Here is a 15,288-nt window from a genome sequence, read left to right on the forward strand (position 1 = left end):
CGCTGGCCACCGACATCGCCCCCGCCTACGACCACATCACCTCGGCGATCGGCGCGGCGATCATCGCCCAGGCCGGCACCGCGATGCTGTGCTATGTCACGCCGAAGGAGCACCTCGGCCTGCCCGATCGCAAGGACGTGAAGGACGGCGTCATCGCCTACAAGATCGCGGCGCACGCGGCGGATCTGGCGAAGGGCCATCCCCGCGCCCAGGAACGGGACGACGCGTTGTCGACGGCGCGGTTCGAGTTTCGCTGGAACGATCAGTTCGCGCTGTCCCTCGACCCGGACACCGCGCGGGAGTTCCACGACGAAACGCTGCCGGCCGAGCCCGCCAAGACCGCTCACTTCTGCTCGATGTGCGGTCCGAAGTTCTGCTCGATGCGTATCAGCCAGGATGTCCGGGACGCGATGGCGGCCAAGTCGCGGGAATTCGTCGAGCAGGGCGGCCAGGTGTATCTGCCGGTGACACAGTGAGTTTTCTGCCGCTGCCCGATCCGGGGGAGACGCCAGTGCGGGTGCTGACGATCGCCGGGTCGGATTCGGGGGGCGGCGCCGGCCTGCAGGCCGACGTCCGCACCTGCGCGCTGCTGGGCGTGCACGCGCTATGCGCGGTAACCGCAGTGACGGTGCAGAACTCGGTGGGCGTCAGGGGTTTTCACACGGTCCCCGGCGGCACGATCGCCGCGCAGATCGAGGTGGTGGCCGGGGATATCGGTCTGCAGGCCGCGAAAACCGGCATGCTGGCGTCGACGGAGGTCATCGATACGGTGGCGCGGACCTGGCGCGCGCAGGGCCTGGCCGGCTCGGTGCCGTTCGTCGTCGACCCGGTGTGCGCATCCATGCACGGCGACCCGTTGCTGGAACCCGACGCGCTGGATTCGATTCGCACACAATTGTTCCCATTGGCCACGTTGATCACCCCGAACCTGCACGAGGTGCGGCTCTTGGTAGACATTGATGTGGTAGACGCGAGTTCACAGCAAGAGGCCGCGCGTGCCCTGCACGTGTTGGGTCCGCAGTGGGTGTTGGTCAAGGGAGGTCATTTGCAGTCCTCGGCGCAAAGCCCCGATCTGCTCTTCGACGGCAACGAGTTTCACGAGTTCGACGCAGCGCGTGTCGTCACCGGAAACGACCACGGCGCCGGCGACACGTTGGCCGCGGCTGCCGCGTGCGCGCTGGCACACGGTTACTCGGTTCCCGACGCGGTGGCGTTCGCGAAGCGCTGGGTGACCGAGTGCCTGAAGGCGGCCTATCCACTGGGCCACGGCCACGGGCCGGTGTCGCCGCTGTTTCGGCTGTGGTCATGAGCCTGGATTCCATTGCGGGCGTTGCGCACCGGCCCGACCAAGACCCGCGCGGTGTTGTCGTGCTGACGCACGGGGCGGGTGGCAGCCGCGAGTCGCCGCTACTGAAGAAGATCTGCGACGAGTGGGCCCGCCGCGGCTGGCTGGCGGTGCGCTACAACCTGCCCTACCGGCGGCGTCGACCGAAGGGCCCGCCGTCCGGATCGGCGGCGCGTGACCGCGAGGGCATCCTTGAGGCCGTAGCGGTCGTGCGGGAACTGGCCACCGGCCCGGTCATTGCGGGTGGGCATTCCTATGGCGGCAGGCTGACGTCCATGGCCGTCGCCGACGACGGCCTCGGCGTCGACGTGCTGACGCTGTTCTCCTATCCGCTGCATCCGCCCGGCAAGGCCGACCGGCTCCGCACCGAACACCTGCCACGCATCGCGGCACCGACGGTGTTCACCCACGGAACGTCCGACCCGTTCGGAACGCTCGACGAGCTGCGGGCCGCCGCCGCGCTGATTCCCGCACCGACCGAGATCGTCGAGGTCACCGGCGGCCGCCACGACCTCGGGGCCAAGACCGTCGATGTACCCGTGCTGGCGGTCGACGCGGCGCTACGGTTGGTAGCGTCGAAGGCATGACTTCGCAGCACTTCGACGCGGTCATCGTGGGGGCAGGTTTCGGCGGAATCGGGGCGGCGATCCAGCTGCGCCGGCTGGGCTACGACAACTTCGTGATCCTCGAACGCGAGAACGACCTCGGTGGGACGTGGCATGTGAACCGTTACCCCGGTCTGGCCGTCGACATCCCATCGACCACCTACTCCTATTGGTTCGAGCCGAACCCGAACTGGTCGCGGCTGTTCGCCCCCGGCGCCGAGCTCAAGCGATACGCCGACGACGTCGCGGACAAGTACGACGTGCGCCGCCACATGCGTTTCAACGCAGGCGTCGAGAGTGCGCGCTGGGACGAGGAAAGCCAGGCCTGGCAGGTGGCGCTGGCCGGCGGAGAAACGCTGACGGCGCGCTTCCTGATCACCGCGACGGGGTTCCTCTCCCAGCCGCACACCCCAGAGATTCCCGGCATCACGGAATTCACCGGACGGACCATTCACACAACGGCGTGGGATGACGACTACGACTTCGACGGCCGCCGCATCGGGCTCATCGGCACCGGTGCCACCGCGGTCCAGCTCATCCCCGAGCTCGCCGAGCGCGTCGCCGACATGACCGTTTACCAGCGCACGCCGATTTATGTGGTGCCCAAGTTCGACTTTCCTATCGCCGGACCGCTGCGGCGACTCTTCGGCCGGGTTCCGCTGGTGCACCGCGCTTTTCGCTGGGCGACCGACAACATCCTCGAGTTGATGTTGATCTCGGCCGTGCTGCACTACCGGCAGTTCCGCCGGCTGAACACCGCCGCCGCCATTCTGTCGAAGATCCACCGGTTCGCGTCGATCCGCGACAAGGAGCTCCGCCGCAAGCTCACCCCGGACTACGACTTCGGCTGCAAGCGGCCGACTTTTTCGAACACCTACTATCGCGCGTTCACCAAGCCGAATATCCATCTGGAAACCACCGGCATCGAACGCATCGAACCCGACGGCATCGTTACTGCGGACGGTGACAAGACGCAGATCGACACGTTGGTGTTGGCCACCGGTTTCGACCTGTGGGACGCCAACTTCCCGGCCATCGAGGTCGTCGGTCGCCACGGCCGCAACCTCGGCAAGTGGTGGCGGGAGAACAGGTTCCAGGCCTATCAGGGCGTGTCGATGCCGTACTTCCCCAACTACCTCAACATGGCAGGACCGTACGCGTACAGCGGCCTGTCGTACTTCGACACGATCGAACGCGAGATGCGGCATGTGGATCGGTTGTTCCGTGAACTACAGCGCCGTGGTGCCCGCACCTTCGACGTGACCGAGGATGCGAATACCCGCTTCCTGGACCGGATGACCGACCTGCTCGACAACTCGGTGTTCTACGGCGGTGACTGCGCGACGTCGCGGTCCTACTACTTCAACCACAGCGGAGAGGCGACATTGCTGCGGCCGACATCTACCCACAACGCCGTCGCCGAAGCATCTCGATTCCCGTTGAGCGACTACCAGTTTGCATGATCGGCCGACAACGTGGTCCGCAACCGGTAGCGGCCCAGCAGCGTGAGGTCCAGTAACCGGCAAACCGTCGCGCGCGATTGTGCGGTGTTGTCGTAGTGCATGAGCCGGCCCAGGTCGATCACCAGCGCCATGGCTGCGTGAACCGCGAACTGCGCCTGCCCGGGCATCCAGTCGGGCCGCACGGACACCACAAGCTGCGTCCACGATTCGACGGTGGACCTCTGCAGGTTGCGCAGGATCTTCTGGTCGGCGGGCGCCATGTTGGCGCGTTCGGCGTAATAAACGTAGTCCAGCTCCGGCTGCTCGAAAGACCTTGCCACGTAGGCATCGATCAGCGCGGTCAGCGCTTCCTCCGGATCAGGCACCGCGCCGAGGATCGACGACACCTCGGCCGACAACCGATCCGCCGCTCGCCGAAAGGCCGCGGCGAGGATGTCGCTCTTGCCGGAGAAGTACCGGTAGATCCCGGAGGTTGGCATGCCGACCGCCGATGCGATCTCGTCCATGGTGGTGTCGCGGTAACCATTCAGGTTGAACAAGCGCAACGACTCGGTCAGCAGCGCTTCATATTTGGCGGGCTCAACTGCTGCCGGGGTCGGCGTGCCGGCAGCGGGCCCGTCCGGCGAGTCAAGAACGTCGGCGGTCGAGATGGCGATCGCGATTTCGGCCAGCACCGCGCGAATCTGGACGGCCGGCAGCTTCGCGCGGTGATCGACAATGCTCCCGATCGCACTGAGCATCGACGACGACAGAGTCCAGCGCTGCCTGGAGGTGAGTTCCGGGCGAAGTGCCGCCAGCGGACGATGAATCCGGCGGTTGACGGTGCGTATCTGGGCGCCCAGGGTGGTCTGGTCGTCGCCTCGCAGATACCGCGCCTCCCACCGGTAGAGACCGCCCGATTCGCGGTTGATCAGCGCGGTATCGGTGAGCGCGGCGATGAGTCGCCGCAAGGTCCCGGCGTCAGGCGGGGCGTCGTCGGCGAACGCCGTGCACTCCACCAATTGCTGGCCCATCGCCAGCACCGCATCACGGAACAAGTCGTACTTGCTCGGATAGTGGCGGTACAGGGCGGTCGCCGAGATCCCGACCCGCGACGCGATCGTCTCCATGCTCACCGCGTGATAGCCGAGCGCGCTGAACGCCTCGGCCGACACTCGGGCAATCTGAGCCTTGCGATCCTTCGGGCGGCGCCGGATGCCACCGTCAGGGTTGGGCCGGCTGCGCGCCATGGCCATCACCATAACGGACTTCGTGCACACATAGCTGCCGACTTCGACTGATAAATATTGTCAAAGCGGTCACTGAGGGAAGAATGATCATTAACATAATGGACAGGTGTAGGCCGGATGGGGGTCCCGTGCTTGACGCGCTGCGAAGGCTGCTGGGCTACCGAGTCAGTATCGGTGAGCTCATCATCGTCGCGGTCGTACTCGGCATCGACCTGGTCGTGTCCTTCCTCGGAGCGATCGTCTCCTGGCCGGTGCTGCTGGTCGCCGACGTCGGTATGACCTGAACGGGAGGCACAGTTGCATCACTATCACCACCGCGCCTTTTATCTCGGCGTCCTCAGCGTCGCCCTGATCGCCGTCGGATTGCTCGCGCTGAAGTTCCCGGTTTTCATCGACTCGTACGACCAATGGGGATGGCAGATCAAGTGCGGCACCGGATTCGGCACCGACCTGACGCAGGCGGCCGACGCCAACGGCGGCGACGACTACGTCGGTCAATGCGAGACAGCGCTGATGCTGCGCCGGATCTGGGCAATTCCGATGGTGGCGATCGGCTTGGTCGTTTCCGCCCTTCTCGTTCTCATCGCGGCCACGGTCTGGGGCCGGGAATCGGCGTTCGGAGAAGACAAGAGTTCGTGATCTAGCATCTGTCCGGTGACCATGCCGGACGGCTCGGCCCTGCAGCGGCGGCTCGGCACCGCTGACGCCGTGACCATCGGGCTCGGCTCGATGATCGGCGCCGGAATCTTCGTCGCGCTGGCGCCCGCCGCGGCGGCGGCGGGTTCGGGTCTACTCATCGGATTGGCGATCGCGGCCGTCGTCGCCTACTGCAATGCCACATCGTCGGCACGGTTGGCCGCGTTGTATCCACAGTCCGGCGGAACGTATGTCTACGGTCGGGAGCGACTAGGCGAGTTCTGGGGTTACACCGCGGGCTGGAGCTTCGTGGTCGGCAAGACAGCCTCGTGCGCCGCGATGGCGCTGACCGTGGGGCTCTACGCCTGGCCGGCCTATGCGCACGCGGTCGCGGTGGCCGCGGTCGTGGCATTGACCGCGGTCAATTACGCGGGCATCCAGAAGTCCGCGCTGCTGACCCGCATCATCATCGCGGGCGTGCTGGCCGTTCTCGCCGCGGTGGTGGTGATCGTCCTCGGGTTCGGCGACATCGACGCTTCGCGGCTGGCGTTGGGCGACGAGGTCACCGCAAGTGGGGTGCTGCAGGCCGCAGGTCTGCTGTTCTTCGCGTTCGCGGGATATGCGCGGATCGCCACCCTGGGCGAGGAGGTGCGCGACCCCGCTCGCACCATCCCGCGGGCCATTCCGATCGCGCTCGGCATCGCGTTGGTGATCTACGCCGTCGTCGCGGTGGCGGTGCTGGCGGAACTGGGCAGCGCCGGGCTGGCGGCGTCGAGTGCGCCGCTGGCCGACGCCGTGCGCGCCGCGGGCTTTTCCGGCGTCGAACCCGTCGTGCGAGCCGGAGCAGCGGTAGCGGCGTTGGGTTCGCTGTTGGCCCTCATCTTGGGCGTCTCGAGGACGACACTGGCGATGGCCAGGGACCGGCATCTGCCGCATGCGCTGGCCGCGGTGCATCCGCGATTCGCCAGCCCGCACCGCGCGGAACTGGCGGTGGGTGCCGTCGTCGCGGTGGTCGCCGCTGTCGCCGACGTGCGGGGCGCGATCGGGTTCGCGTCGTTCGCGGTGCTGCTCTACTACGCAATCGCCAACGCGTCCGCCGCGACGTTAGGCCGCAAGGTCATTCCCGCTGTCGGCCTGGCGGGCTGCCTGCTGCTGGCCGTCCTGCTGCCGGTCACTTCGGTACTTGCGGGTGCCGGTGTGGTGCTTCTCGGCGCGCTAGCCTACTGGGTGGCTAAGGCATGTTCCGGTGCCGCTGGTCGCGGGGCGGAACACCGTTGACGCCGTCGATCGACTGCGCGTAGCTGCCGACCGCGAAGGCAACGGCGGGGCCCATGACGGCAAGCGCGTCGCGGCCGACGTTGTCGATGGTGTCGCCCGGCAGGTGGTAGTTCGGGTCGAACGCGACTCCGGCGCGACCGCCCCACAACCGGGCCTGCAGCTCCGTTTTCCGTTGCCCGGCACCGGTGGTGGTGCCGCCGATCGGGACGCCTGCAACGAGGAACGGGCTGTAGTCACTGGCCTTACCCAGCGGCAGGTCGGCGGGACGGATGCCGGCCAGGTTGAGATATCCGGCCAGGTTTCGTTCGATGCCCGCCGAGCCGATGGGTACCTCGCGGACGTCGGGGTTGGGCCGACCGGACTGGTCGCCGTCGTAGGTGAAGAAGCCCGCGTTCGGCGAACCGAGCATGTCGAAGTTGAGGTACAGCGCGATGTCGTCGAGTTGGTCGCGGTCTAGACCGTCGACGTACTTCGTCGATCCATCCAGGGCCGCCTCCTCGGATCCCCAGAAGCCGAAGCGCACCGCGTTGGTGACCTGTGGCTGCGATCCCAGCGCCGCGGCGGTTTCCAGCAGCGCGGCCACGCCCGTGCCGTTGTCGTTGATGCCGGGGCTGCCGGGAACGCTGTCCAGGTGCGCACCGACCAGAACCACGTTGTTGGTATCGCCGGTCTTGGTTTGCGCCAATATATTTCGCGACCTAATATTGGTGGCCTTGTTGTCGAGTACCAACCGGACCGGCGCGTTGGTGCTGCGCAGAGCGGCGTCGGCGTCGTTGTCGATGACTCCGACCGGAAACGTGAGTCGCTGGTAATAGCCCGGCGGGAAGAGGCCCGCGGGGCCGCCGCTGGTCCCTGGCGCGCTGACAACGAGGAGCCCAACGGCGCCCGCAGCGTCGGCCGTCTTCTGCTTGTCGACGACGGAACAGCCGGTGTCGTCGACCACGACGATCACGCCCTTGACCGACATCCCGCCGTAGTCGCTTCCGGTGCAACCGGGTGCTTTTCGCGGACGCAGCGTTCTGGCACTCAGGCCGCCCGGCGGAGTGGTGACCAACAGCGAGGCCTGGTCGACGGGAAAGTCGCGGCGGCCGACCGTCAACGTCGGGTTCCCGCCCTGCCCGCCGCCGAGGCGCTCGAATTCCGGCGTTTGAACATCAAAACCCTTGTCCCGCAGGAATTGCGCGACATAGTCCACGCTGGCGTCATACCCGGGCGTGCCTTCGGTGCGGGTGCGATTGTTCGCGTCGGCGATCTCCTGCAGCTTGCGCAGATGGGTGTACATGCCGTCGACGGTGACCTTGCCCGCCACTTCGTCCGCCAGGTCCGGTGCGGGTGGGGGCGCCGACGAGCACGCCCCGAGCACCGTCGCGATGATCAGTACCGCCGCCGCCCGTGCCCACGGCGCTGCCGAGGTTGTCATGAAGCAGCAACAACATGCCGGGTGCGGTCGTCGCGGATCGGCACGCCGTTGCGGCCGCGTTGATCCTGTGCGTAGATCCCGACCACGTAGGCGACCCCGGCGCCGTTGATCTCCAGCGCGGCGCGATCGATGTGCTCGAGAGTGTCGGATTCTTTGTGGTAGTTGGGATCGAACGGCTGTCCCGCCTCGCCGTTCCACAGCTTGGCTTGTTGGTCGGTCATCTTCTCCTCGGCGCCGGAGAACAGGCCGCCGGCCGGAACGCCGGCCTGGGTGAAGCCGTCATAGTCGGAGCGGCCGACGAATGACGTGTCCTGCGGGGTCTTCCCGGTGCCCTTGACGTATGCCACCAGGGTGCGTTCGATCCCCGCGGACCCCTCGGGCACCCGCGGTACCACCTCGCGGGGGTTCGGCGGAGCCGACTGGTCTCCGTCATAGGTGAAGTAGCCGGGGTTCGGTGAGGCCACCATGTCGAAGTTCAGGTAGAGGGCGATGTCCTTGAGCGCATCGATATTCAGCGACTCGATGTAGTTCTCCGAGCCGAGCAGGCCGAACTCCTCGGCGCCCCAGAAGCCGAACCGCACCGCGTTCTGCACCTGTGGCGAACTACCCAGCTGCAGTGCGGTTTCCAGCACCGCGGCCACGCCCGAGCCGTTGTCGTTGATGCCCGGACCTTCCGCCACGCTGTCCAGATGCGCGCCGACCATCACCACATCGGCCGTCGAGCCGGTTTCGGTCTGTGCGATCACATTGCGGGTGCGCTCGGTGCGAATGCCGGCCTTGAGCTTGATGGTGGTGTCCGCCGGCGAGGCCCGCAATCGGTCACCGGATGCTTTGGTGACGCTGATGACCGGGATCTTGACGTTGGCGTCCGGGCCGAGGGTGCCACCCATCTCGTCACCGTCTTCGTTGTTGGCGACGATCAACGCCACCGCCCCGCGTTCGGCGGCCACCGCCTGTTTCTCCGAGAACTGGCAGGTGCCGCGGTCCACCAGCACCACCGCCCGGTCGACCGGAAGGCCGTCGTAATCCGATGCGGTGCAGCCGGGGGAATCCTCGACACGGGCCGCGACCAGCGGTCCCGATACCCCCTCCGGCGGCGTGCCGATGGTGAACTCCAGCGGCTTGGCGGCGATCGTCGCGCCGCCCACGATGAGCTCGGGTTTCTCGGCGAACGGCAGGCGCACCTCGAACTCGGGTGTCTGCACGTCAAATCCCTTGTCCCGCAGCGCACCCACCATATAGTCGAAACTTGCGTCGTAGCCGGGGGTTCCAAGTGCTCGATTACCACCGTGTTCATCGGCGATGTCGGCCAGCTTGGTCAGGTGTGCCATCATCGCGTCTGCCGTCACCCGCTGGCGCAGCTTCGCCGCGAAATCGGCAGCGGCTCGGTCGGCCACCGGCGGGGAAGTGGGCGGCTTGATCGTCGGTGTCGGCCTACCGCAGCCTCCGAGTGCGGCCACGACGACCGCCACCGCCAGCACCGCCGATACCGCTCGCGATTTGCGCCCCATCGATCCCACGTTAGCGGGTGCCGCTCATGCGTCGCGGCGGTTGATCGTGACGAGCGCCGCGAGGAACACCCCAGTCGCCACAGCGGCGAAGTACATGAGCGAGCCCAGCTCACCCCACGGCATGTCGTAGATCGGATAGAGCCACTGCACGCGGGTGAACACAAACGCGTTGGCGAACGGAAGGTAAGGCCCGATCTCGGAAGAGATGTTGGGCATGTTGCCCAGCATCGGCTCGACGACCAACGGCAACAGCAGCAGCAGCGCGACAGCGCCCGCGGAGGCCCGCACCAGCGCTCCTACCCCGACCCCGAGCACCGCCGCGACCGCAGCGTAGATGGCGATCGCCCCAACGAGGCGCCAGTTCAGTTCCGAGCGCGCAACCACGATCGACGCGACCACCATCACTGCGGCGTACATGCCGGAAAAGGCCACCGCGACAACGGCTTTGGTCACCAGAACCAGTGTGCGGTTGGGGACGGCCATGAAGGTGGTGCGGATCAGTCCGCTGCGGTACTCGTTGGTCACCGTCAACGAAGACAGGATCATCAGCACCGGCACCCCGAAGACGGCCACACCCATCGCCGCCTTTTCTGGCGCCAGAGGACCCGGGCCGTAGACGGTCGAAGCCTGCGCCGCGGCCAGGCCGAGGCTGAGCACTGCGACCGCGACCGCCGACCACAGCGGTGATCTGGTGGTCGACAGCTTGATGCATTCGGCGTTCAGAACCGCGACCGCGTTCACTCAGGTCACCGCCCGGTACTGCACCGCGTCGTCGGTGAGTTGCATGTACGCCTCTTCCAGCGAGACCTGCTGCGGGCTCAGTTCGTACAGGGTGATCGCGTTGCGTGCGGCCAGCTCTCCGACGACCTCGATGGCCGCGCCGCGCACCAGCAAGGCGGCCGAGGCGGGATCGTCGTCGGTCACCACGTCGGCTTCGGTCAGCACCTGCCGCAGCCGGTCGAGCTGCGGGCTGCGCACCCGAATGGTGTCGGCGCCCGAGCGGCCGACGAAATCGCTGACCGTGGTCGACGCGATCAACTTGCCGCGCCCGATCACCACCAGCCGGTCGGCGGTGTTGGCCATCTCGGCCAGGAGGTGGCTGGACACGAAAACGGTGCAGCCCTGCCCGGCCAGTGTGCGCATCAGCGTGCGCACCCAGCGGATGCCCTCGGGATCGAGCCCGTTGACCGGCTCGTCGAACAGCAGCACCGGCGGGTCACCGAGCAGCGCGGCCGCGATGCCCAGCCGCTGGCTCATGCCCAGCGACAGCGTGCCGGCGTTCTTGCCGGCGACCGCGGACAGGCCAACCATGTCGAGCACCTCGTCCACCCGCTTGACCGGCAGCCGGTGGGTCGCCGCGATCCAGCGGAGGTGTGAGCGCGCCGACCGGTTGGGATGAGTCTGCGTGGCGTCCAGCAGCGCACCGACATGACGCAGCGGGTCACGCAGCTCCCGGTAGGTCCGGCCATCGATGGTGGCGGTGCCCGCCGTCGGATGGTCCAGCCCGAGGATCATCCGCATGGTGGTGGTCTTGCCCGCCCCGTTGGGGCCTAGGAATCCGGTGACCATCCCCGGTTCGATGGAAAAGGTCAGGTCGTCGACCGCCCGGTTTCGGCCGAACACCTTGGTGAGACCGGCCAGCTCGATCATCGGATCATACTTTCAGGCCGCCTGCGCCGCGACCATGTCCGCCACGGCACGCATGCCTTCGCTATTGGGATGCAGCGGGGCCGGGCGACCGGGTAGTGGCAAGCCGAATCTGGTCGTCCAGGGCACCTCCGACCAGGCGTGATGCGTGCTGCTGGCCGCCGCGGCCCGCACCAATTCGCATCCGGTGGCCGCGGCCGCCTCCGTTGTCAAGCGTTCCAGCGTGTCGGCAACCCGGCGACCGAGGGCGACGTCGACGTCCGACAGCGGCGGCGCGCTCTGACCGGGCGGCGGCAGCAGCGTGAGGTAATCGACGAAGAAGACCCGCGCCCGCGGCGCCAGCTGCCGAACGGTGCGCCCGACCTCTTTCAGCGACTCATCGAGCTGGACCAGAGCGCGGTCCCGGGCGGCGGGGTCGAGCAGGTCCCGCAGCCGCCCACCCAGCAGGGGCACCGAGCGGGCCAGCCTCGGCAGGCCGGCCGCCATCAGCATCGGCACGTAGCCGACGTCGTTGCCGCCGATCGTCACCGTGACCAACACCTCCGAGCCATCGAGGGCCGCGACCTGCGGTGGTGCGCAGTTCTGATGGTCGGTGAGGACATGGGCGGTGGTGGCGCCCGAGTACGTTACGTCGACGAGGTCGAGACCGAGCCGGCATGCAACCAGGTGCGGGTAGTTGGCCGCCGAGCGGCCGGCCCGCCAGGGTGCGCCCGCGGCGCGTGGTTGTATGCCAGGGCCGGAAGCCATCGAACTACCCAGGGCCACATATCTTTTCGTCATATTGATGGGCTGGACGCCTCCGCCCAGAAGCGCTTCGGGATCCGGCCGGCCTGGCGGGCCAGATACCCGGCGGTGACGGCGGCGGCCATCGCGGCGGCCATGACGGGCGGGTCGGCGGCCCGGGTGACGGCGCTGGCGAGCAGCACCGCGTCGCAGCCCAGCTCCATCGCGAGCGCGGCGTCGCTGGCGGTCCCGATGCCCGCGTCGAGGATCACCGGCACGCCGGCCGCCTCCACGATCATTTCGATGTTGTGCGGGTTGGCGATGCCGAGCCCGGTGCCGATCGGCGAGCCCAGCGGCATCACCGCCACGCAGCCGGTGTCCTCCAGCCGCCGGGCCAGCACCGGGTCGTCGTTGGTGTAGGGCAGCACCACGAACCCGTCGTCCACCAATTGCTCTGTGGCGCGGACCAATTCGACAGCATCCGGCAGCAGGGTGCGCTCGTCGGCGATGACTTCCAGCTTGACCCAGTCGGTCTGCAACGCCTCGCGGGCGAGCTGGGCGGTCAGCACCGCTTCGGCGGCGCCCCGGCATCCGGCCGTGTTGGGCAGCGGGGTGATGTTCAGCCGGTTCAACAGGCCGAGCACGCCGGTGCCGGCCGCTGCGTCCACCCGCCGCATCGCGACGGTGGTCAATTCGGTGCCCGACGCCACCAGCGCCTCCTCCAGCACCGCCAGGTTGGCCGCACCGCCGGTGCCGAGGATGAGCCGCGAGCCGAACTCGCGCCCGGCGATGGTGAACTTGGAATCAGCCACCCTGCACCGCCGTCACCACTTCCACCCGCGCGCCGTCGGTCAACGCGGTCTGCCAGCGCGACCGCGGCAACACCGCCCAGTCCACGGCGACCGCGACGCCCTTCTCCGGAAATCCGAGGCTCTCCAGCAGCCCGGCCACGCTGGTCTGTTCGTCCACCTCGACCGCTTCGTCGTTGACGGTGACGATCATCGAACCTCCACCAGGTCGGCGTCCGGCAACGGAGCGCCGTTGAGCTCGCCGACGATCGCTTCGGCCGTCCACGGCGCCAACAGGAAGCCGGACCGGCCGTGGCCCGCGGCCACCAACGTGCGATCGTCGAGCCAGCCGACCAGCGGCACGTTGTCCGGTGTCATCGGCCGCAGGCCGGCCGCGCATTCGGCGAATTCGTACTCGCCCAGTGCCGGCACCACCGCGCAGGCGTCGTCGAGCAGTTCTCGCACACCGGTCACGGCGGGCGCGGTGTCGCGGCCATGCTCGTACTGGGTGGCGCCGACCACGACGCCGTCCGGCCGCGGTACCAGGTAGACCTGCCGCCCGTGCACGCGCGCCCGGATCACCCGCTGCGGCACCGGCATACAACCGCGCCGCCACCGCAGCCGCAACACCTCACCCTTGACCGGGCGGATCGGCAGACCGGGCCACAGCTCGGGCGCATCGATCCCGTTGGCGATCACCACGGCGTCGACCTCCGCCAGCTCGCCCAGATCGCCGGCCGGCGGCGCCCATTGCACGCCGAGCCGTTCACAGTGTGCGGCCAGACCTTCTACCACCACCCGATTGTCGACGGCGAGTTCGGTTTCGGCGCGAAAGCCGTGTCGAATCCCTTGCGCCAGTAGCGGTTCGATGTCACGCGCATCCGATGTCAATGTCACCGGGTGGCCCTGTGCAGCCAGCCACTCACCGACCGTCCTCAGGTCCGCGGCGTCGGCGCGGTCGACCGCGACCACCAGCGACTCGCGTGCGGTGACGACATCGGCCGGCAGGCCGTCAAGAAAGTCACCATGCCACAGCGCCAACGATGCCAGGCCCAGCCGCAGCAGCCGCTCCTCGCCCGGCCAGCCTTCGCTGTGCGGGGCCAGCATGCCGCCGGCCACCCACGACGCGCCTGGATCGTCGGTGCGGTGTACGCGCACATCCCAGCCGTCGAGCGCGGCGCGGCGCGCGATCGCAAGGCCGATGACGCCGCCGCCGACGACGGCCAGTGTTCCCGCCGGCGAGCCGGCGGATTGGCCTGAGGGCAATTTCGCTCCCTTCGCCGGCATGACCCGGATCAGGTGTGACGGTAAGGGCTGGTTCCGCGAGCCCACTCTCAGTCCCCGGTTCCCGGGACTCCCGTGTCGAGGCTCCACACTACCCTCGCGGTGTGCGTCAACGCTTCGATCGGCTCGCGACGGCGTCGCTGTACTTGTGCACCGACGCCCGTCGAGAGCGTGGTGACCTGGCCGTATTCGCCGACGCGGCGCTGGCCGGCGGGGTGGACATCGTCCAGCTGCGCGACAAGGGATCGCCCGGCGAGCACCGCTTCGGACCGCTGGAGGCGCGCGAGGAGCTGGCCGCCCTCGAGGTGCTCGCCGAGGCGGCCCGGCGGCACCACGCGTTGCTGGCGGTGAACGACCGAGCCGACATCGCGGTAGCGGCCGGCGCCGACGTGTTGCATCTCGGCCAGGACGACCTGCCCCTGCCGATCGCCCGCGACATCGTCGGACCGGAAACACTGATCGGCCGGTCCACCCACGACCGCGACCAGGTCGCCGCCGCGGTGGCCGAGCCGGTGGACTACTTCTGCGTGGGACCGTGCTGGCCGACCCCGACGAAACCGGGCCGGGTGTCCCCGGGTCTGGGATTGGTTGAGGCGGCCGCCGAATTGAACACGGACAAGCCGTGGTTCGCGATCGGCGGCATCGACGCCCAGCGGCTGCCAGAAGTGCTCGCCGCGGGCGCGCGCCGCATCGTCGTGGTGCGGGCGATCACCTCCGCCGACGATCCGCGGGATGCGGCGCAACGGCTGAAAACCGCACTTACAAGCCGCGATTGACCAGCAGCGGAACCGACGCCGCCACCGCACGTAGCCGCGCCCAGCTGGCCGCGAAGCCGGGATGCAGCGTCAGCGCAGCCACTTCTTCCTCGGCCACCCAGCGCAGCTCGGAGCTCTCCCGGTTGGCAACCGTCTCGAGCAACTCCGGCGCGTCGGCGATCACGGTGGTGTAGGTCCAGTGCGCGCCGCTCGGCCCGGAAACCTCAGCGGTGATGACCGCGGTACGCACCGTCAGCCGATCGGCGGGCAGCCCGGCCTCCTCGTGGGCCTCGCGGACGGCGGCCTGCTCGGCGGTCTCATGGCTGTCGCGGGCGCCGCCGGGCAGACCCCAGGTTCCGCCCTGGTGGCTCCACGGCGCCCGATGCTGCAACAGCACCGCGGGAGTTCCATCGGAGCGGGGTGCGCGCAGCAGCAGACCGGCCGCGCCGTGCCGACCCCAGAAGCGGGCGCCGGTGTGGGACACCACCCAGCCGTCGCCGTCGCCTCGCACGCGTTCAACAATAGGGAACACCGGCGGCAAGTCGCCGACCTCGAATGCACGCAATGCCTACCAACAGCTCTTAGAATTCTTTTATATAGTTCG

18 protein-coding genes and 1 riboswitch are annotated in these 15,288 nt (G+C 68.1%); of the genes, 8 read left to right on the plus strand and 10 right to left on the minus strand.

Going from position 1 to position 15,288, the window contains the following annotated elements; translation table 11 throughout:
- From ACRDU5_RS06965 to ACRDU5_RS06980, 4 genes are all read left to right on the plus strand, one after another.
- Nucleotides 1-476, plus strand: a 476-nt coding sequence (locus ACRDU5_RS06965; protein ID WP_526613755.1) for a phosphomethylpyrimidine synthase ThiC, incomplete at its 5' end; no start/stop codon positions are given.
- Complete coding sequence (gene thiD, locus ACRDU5_RS06970; protein WP_526613756.1) at nt 473-1,309, plus strand: bifunctional hydroxymethylpyrimidine kinase/phosphomethylpyrimidine kinase; 837 nt, start codon at nt 473-475, stop codon at nt 1,307-1,309. The genes ACRDU5_RS06965 and thiD, both read left to right, overlap by 4 nt.
- Nucleotides 1,306-1,932 carry an alpha/beta hydrolase family protein gene (locus ACRDU5_RS06975; RefSeq protein ID WP_526613757.1) on the plus strand — a complete coding sequence of 209 codons (627 nt, stop codon included), beginning with the start codon at nt 1,306-1,308 and terminating at the stop codon, nt 1,930-1,932. The genes thiD and ACRDU5_RS06975 overlap by 4 nt, the downstream gene beginning before the upstream one ends.
- Nucleotides 1,929-3,413, plus strand: coding sequence for a flavin-containing monooxygenase (locus ACRDU5_RS06980; RefSeq protein ID WP_526613758.1), 1,485 nt, complete (start codon nt 1,929-1,931; stop codon nt 3,411-3,413). Before ACRDU5_RS06975 ends, ACRDU5_RS06980 begins: the two co-directional genes overlap by 4 nt.
- Here the strand turns inward: ACRDU5_RS06980 and ACRDU5_RS06985 are convergent.
- On the minus strand, nt 3,398-4,642 hold the full coding sequence (locus tag ACRDU5_RS06985) for a TetR/AcrR family transcriptional regulator (RefSeq protein WP_526613759.1): 1,245 nt from the start codon (nt 4,640-4,642) through the stop codon (nt 3,398-3,400). The genes ACRDU5_RS06980 and ACRDU5_RS06985 overlap by 16 nt on opposite strands.
- 128 nt (nt 4,643-4,770) lie before the next feature.
- Here ACRDU5_RS06985 and ACRDU5_RS06990 point away from each other — a divergent pair, with 128 nt between their 5' ends.
- From ACRDU5_RS06990 to ACRDU5_RS07000, 3 genes are read left to right on the plus strand one after another with little or no spacing between them, the layout of a single operon-like run.
- Nucleotides 4,771-4,926: a hypothetical protein gene (locus ACRDU5_RS06990; RefSeq protein ID WP_526613760.1), complete on the plus strand. Its 156-nt coding sequence runs from the start codon at nt 4,771-4,773 to the stop codon at nt 4,924-4,926.
- Nucleotides 4,927-4,939: 13 nt separating this feature from the next.
- A complete protein-coding gene (locus ACRDU5_RS06995) occupies nt 4,940-5,281 on the plus strand; it encodes a hypothetical protein (RefSeq protein ID WP_526613761.1) in 342 nt (113 codons plus the stop codon).
- A gap of 21 nt (nt 5,282-5,302) precedes the next feature.
- A complete protein-coding gene (locus ACRDU5_RS07000; RefSeq protein WP_526613789.1) occupies nt 5,303-6,556 on the plus strand; it encodes an amino acid permease in 1,254 nt (417 codons plus the stop codon).
- Here ACRDU5_RS07000 and ACRDU5_RS07005 read toward each other — a convergent pair.
- The 8 genes from ACRDU5_RS07005 to thiO all read right to left on the minus strand — a co-directional run bounded on the left by ACRDU5_RS07005 (nt 6,510) and on the right by thiO (nt 13,932).
- On the minus strand, nt 6,510-7,976 hold the full coding sequence (locus ACRDU5_RS07005; RefSeq protein WP_526613762.1) for a M28 family peptidase: 1,467 nt from the start codon (nt 7,974-7,976) through the stop codon (nt 6,510-6,512). The two genes, ACRDU5_RS07000 and ACRDU5_RS07005, sit on opposite strands and share 47 nt — an antisense overlap.
- Nucleotides 7,973-9,487: a M28 family metallopeptidase gene (locus ACRDU5_RS07010; protein WP_526613763.1), complete on the minus strand. Its 1,515-nt coding sequence runs from the start codon at nt 9,485-9,487 to the stop codon at nt 7,973-7,975. Before ACRDU5_RS07010 ends, ACRDU5_RS07005 begins: the two co-directional genes overlap by 4 nt.
- A gap of 24 nt (nt 9,488-9,511) precedes the next feature.
- Complete coding sequence (locus tag ACRDU5_RS07015; protein ID WP_526613764.1) at nt 9,512-10,228, minus strand: ABC transporter permease; 717 nt, start codon at nt 10,226-10,228, stop codon at nt 9,512-9,514.
- Nucleotides 10,229-11,137: an ABC transporter ATP-binding protein gene (locus tag ACRDU5_RS07020; RefSeq protein ID WP_526613765.1), complete on the minus strand. Its 909-nt coding sequence runs from the start codon at nt 11,135-11,137 to the stop codon at nt 10,229-10,231. It abuts the gene before it with no gap.
- A gap of 12 nt (nt 11,138-11,149) precedes the next feature.
- On the minus strand, nt 11,150-11,914 hold the full coding sequence (locus ACRDU5_RS07025; RefSeq protein ID WP_526613766.1) for an SGNH/GDSL hydrolase family protein: 765 nt from the start codon (nt 11,912-11,914) through the stop codon (nt 11,150-11,152).
- Entirely contained in the window at nt 11,911-12,669 is a 759-nt protein-coding gene (locus ACRDU5_RS07030; RefSeq protein WP_526613767.1) for a thiazole synthase, read from the minus strand. Before ACRDU5_RS07030 ends, ACRDU5_RS07025 begins: the two co-directional genes overlap by 4 nt.
- Entirely contained in the window at nt 12,662-12,859 is a 198-nt protein-coding gene (gene thiS, locus ACRDU5_RS07035) for a sulfur carrier protein ThiS (protein ID WP_526613768.1), read from the minus strand. The genes ACRDU5_RS07030 and thiS overlap by 8 nt, the downstream gene beginning before the upstream one ends.
- Complete coding sequence (gene thiO / locus ACRDU5_RS07040) at nt 12,856-13,932, minus strand: glycine oxidase ThiO (protein WP_526613769.1); 1,077 nt, start codon at nt 13,930-13,932, stop codon at nt 12,856-12,858. Before thiO ends, thiS begins: the two co-directional genes overlap by 4 nt.
- A riboswitch (TPP riboswitch) is annotated at nt 13,902-14,016 on the minus strand. (Overlaps the previous gene by 31 nt.)
- A 17-nt stretch (nt 14,017-14,033) precedes the next feature.
- Here thiO and thiE point away from each other — a divergent pair.
- Entirely contained in the window at nt 14,034-14,705 is a 672-nt protein-coding gene (gene thiE, locus ACRDU5_RS07045) for a thiamine phosphate synthase (protein WP_526613770.1), read from the plus strand.
- Here thiE and ACRDU5_RS07050 read toward each other — a convergent pair.
- The gene (locus ACRDU5_RS07050) at nt 14,689-15,195 is read right to left on the minus strand and encodes an NUDIX hydrolase (protein WP_526613771.1); all 507 of its coding nucleotides are present in this window, start codon (nt 15,193-15,195) and stop codon (nt 14,689-14,691) included. The genes thiE and ACRDU5_RS07050 overlap by 17 nt on opposite strands.
- Between the last annotated feature and the right edge of the window lie 93 nt (nt 15,196-15,288).

Origin of the sequence: Mycobacterium sp. (genome assembly GCF_050701515.1) — a bacterium.
GTDB lineage: Bacteria > Actinomycetota > Actinomycetes > Mycobacteriales > Mycobacteriaceae > Mycobacterium.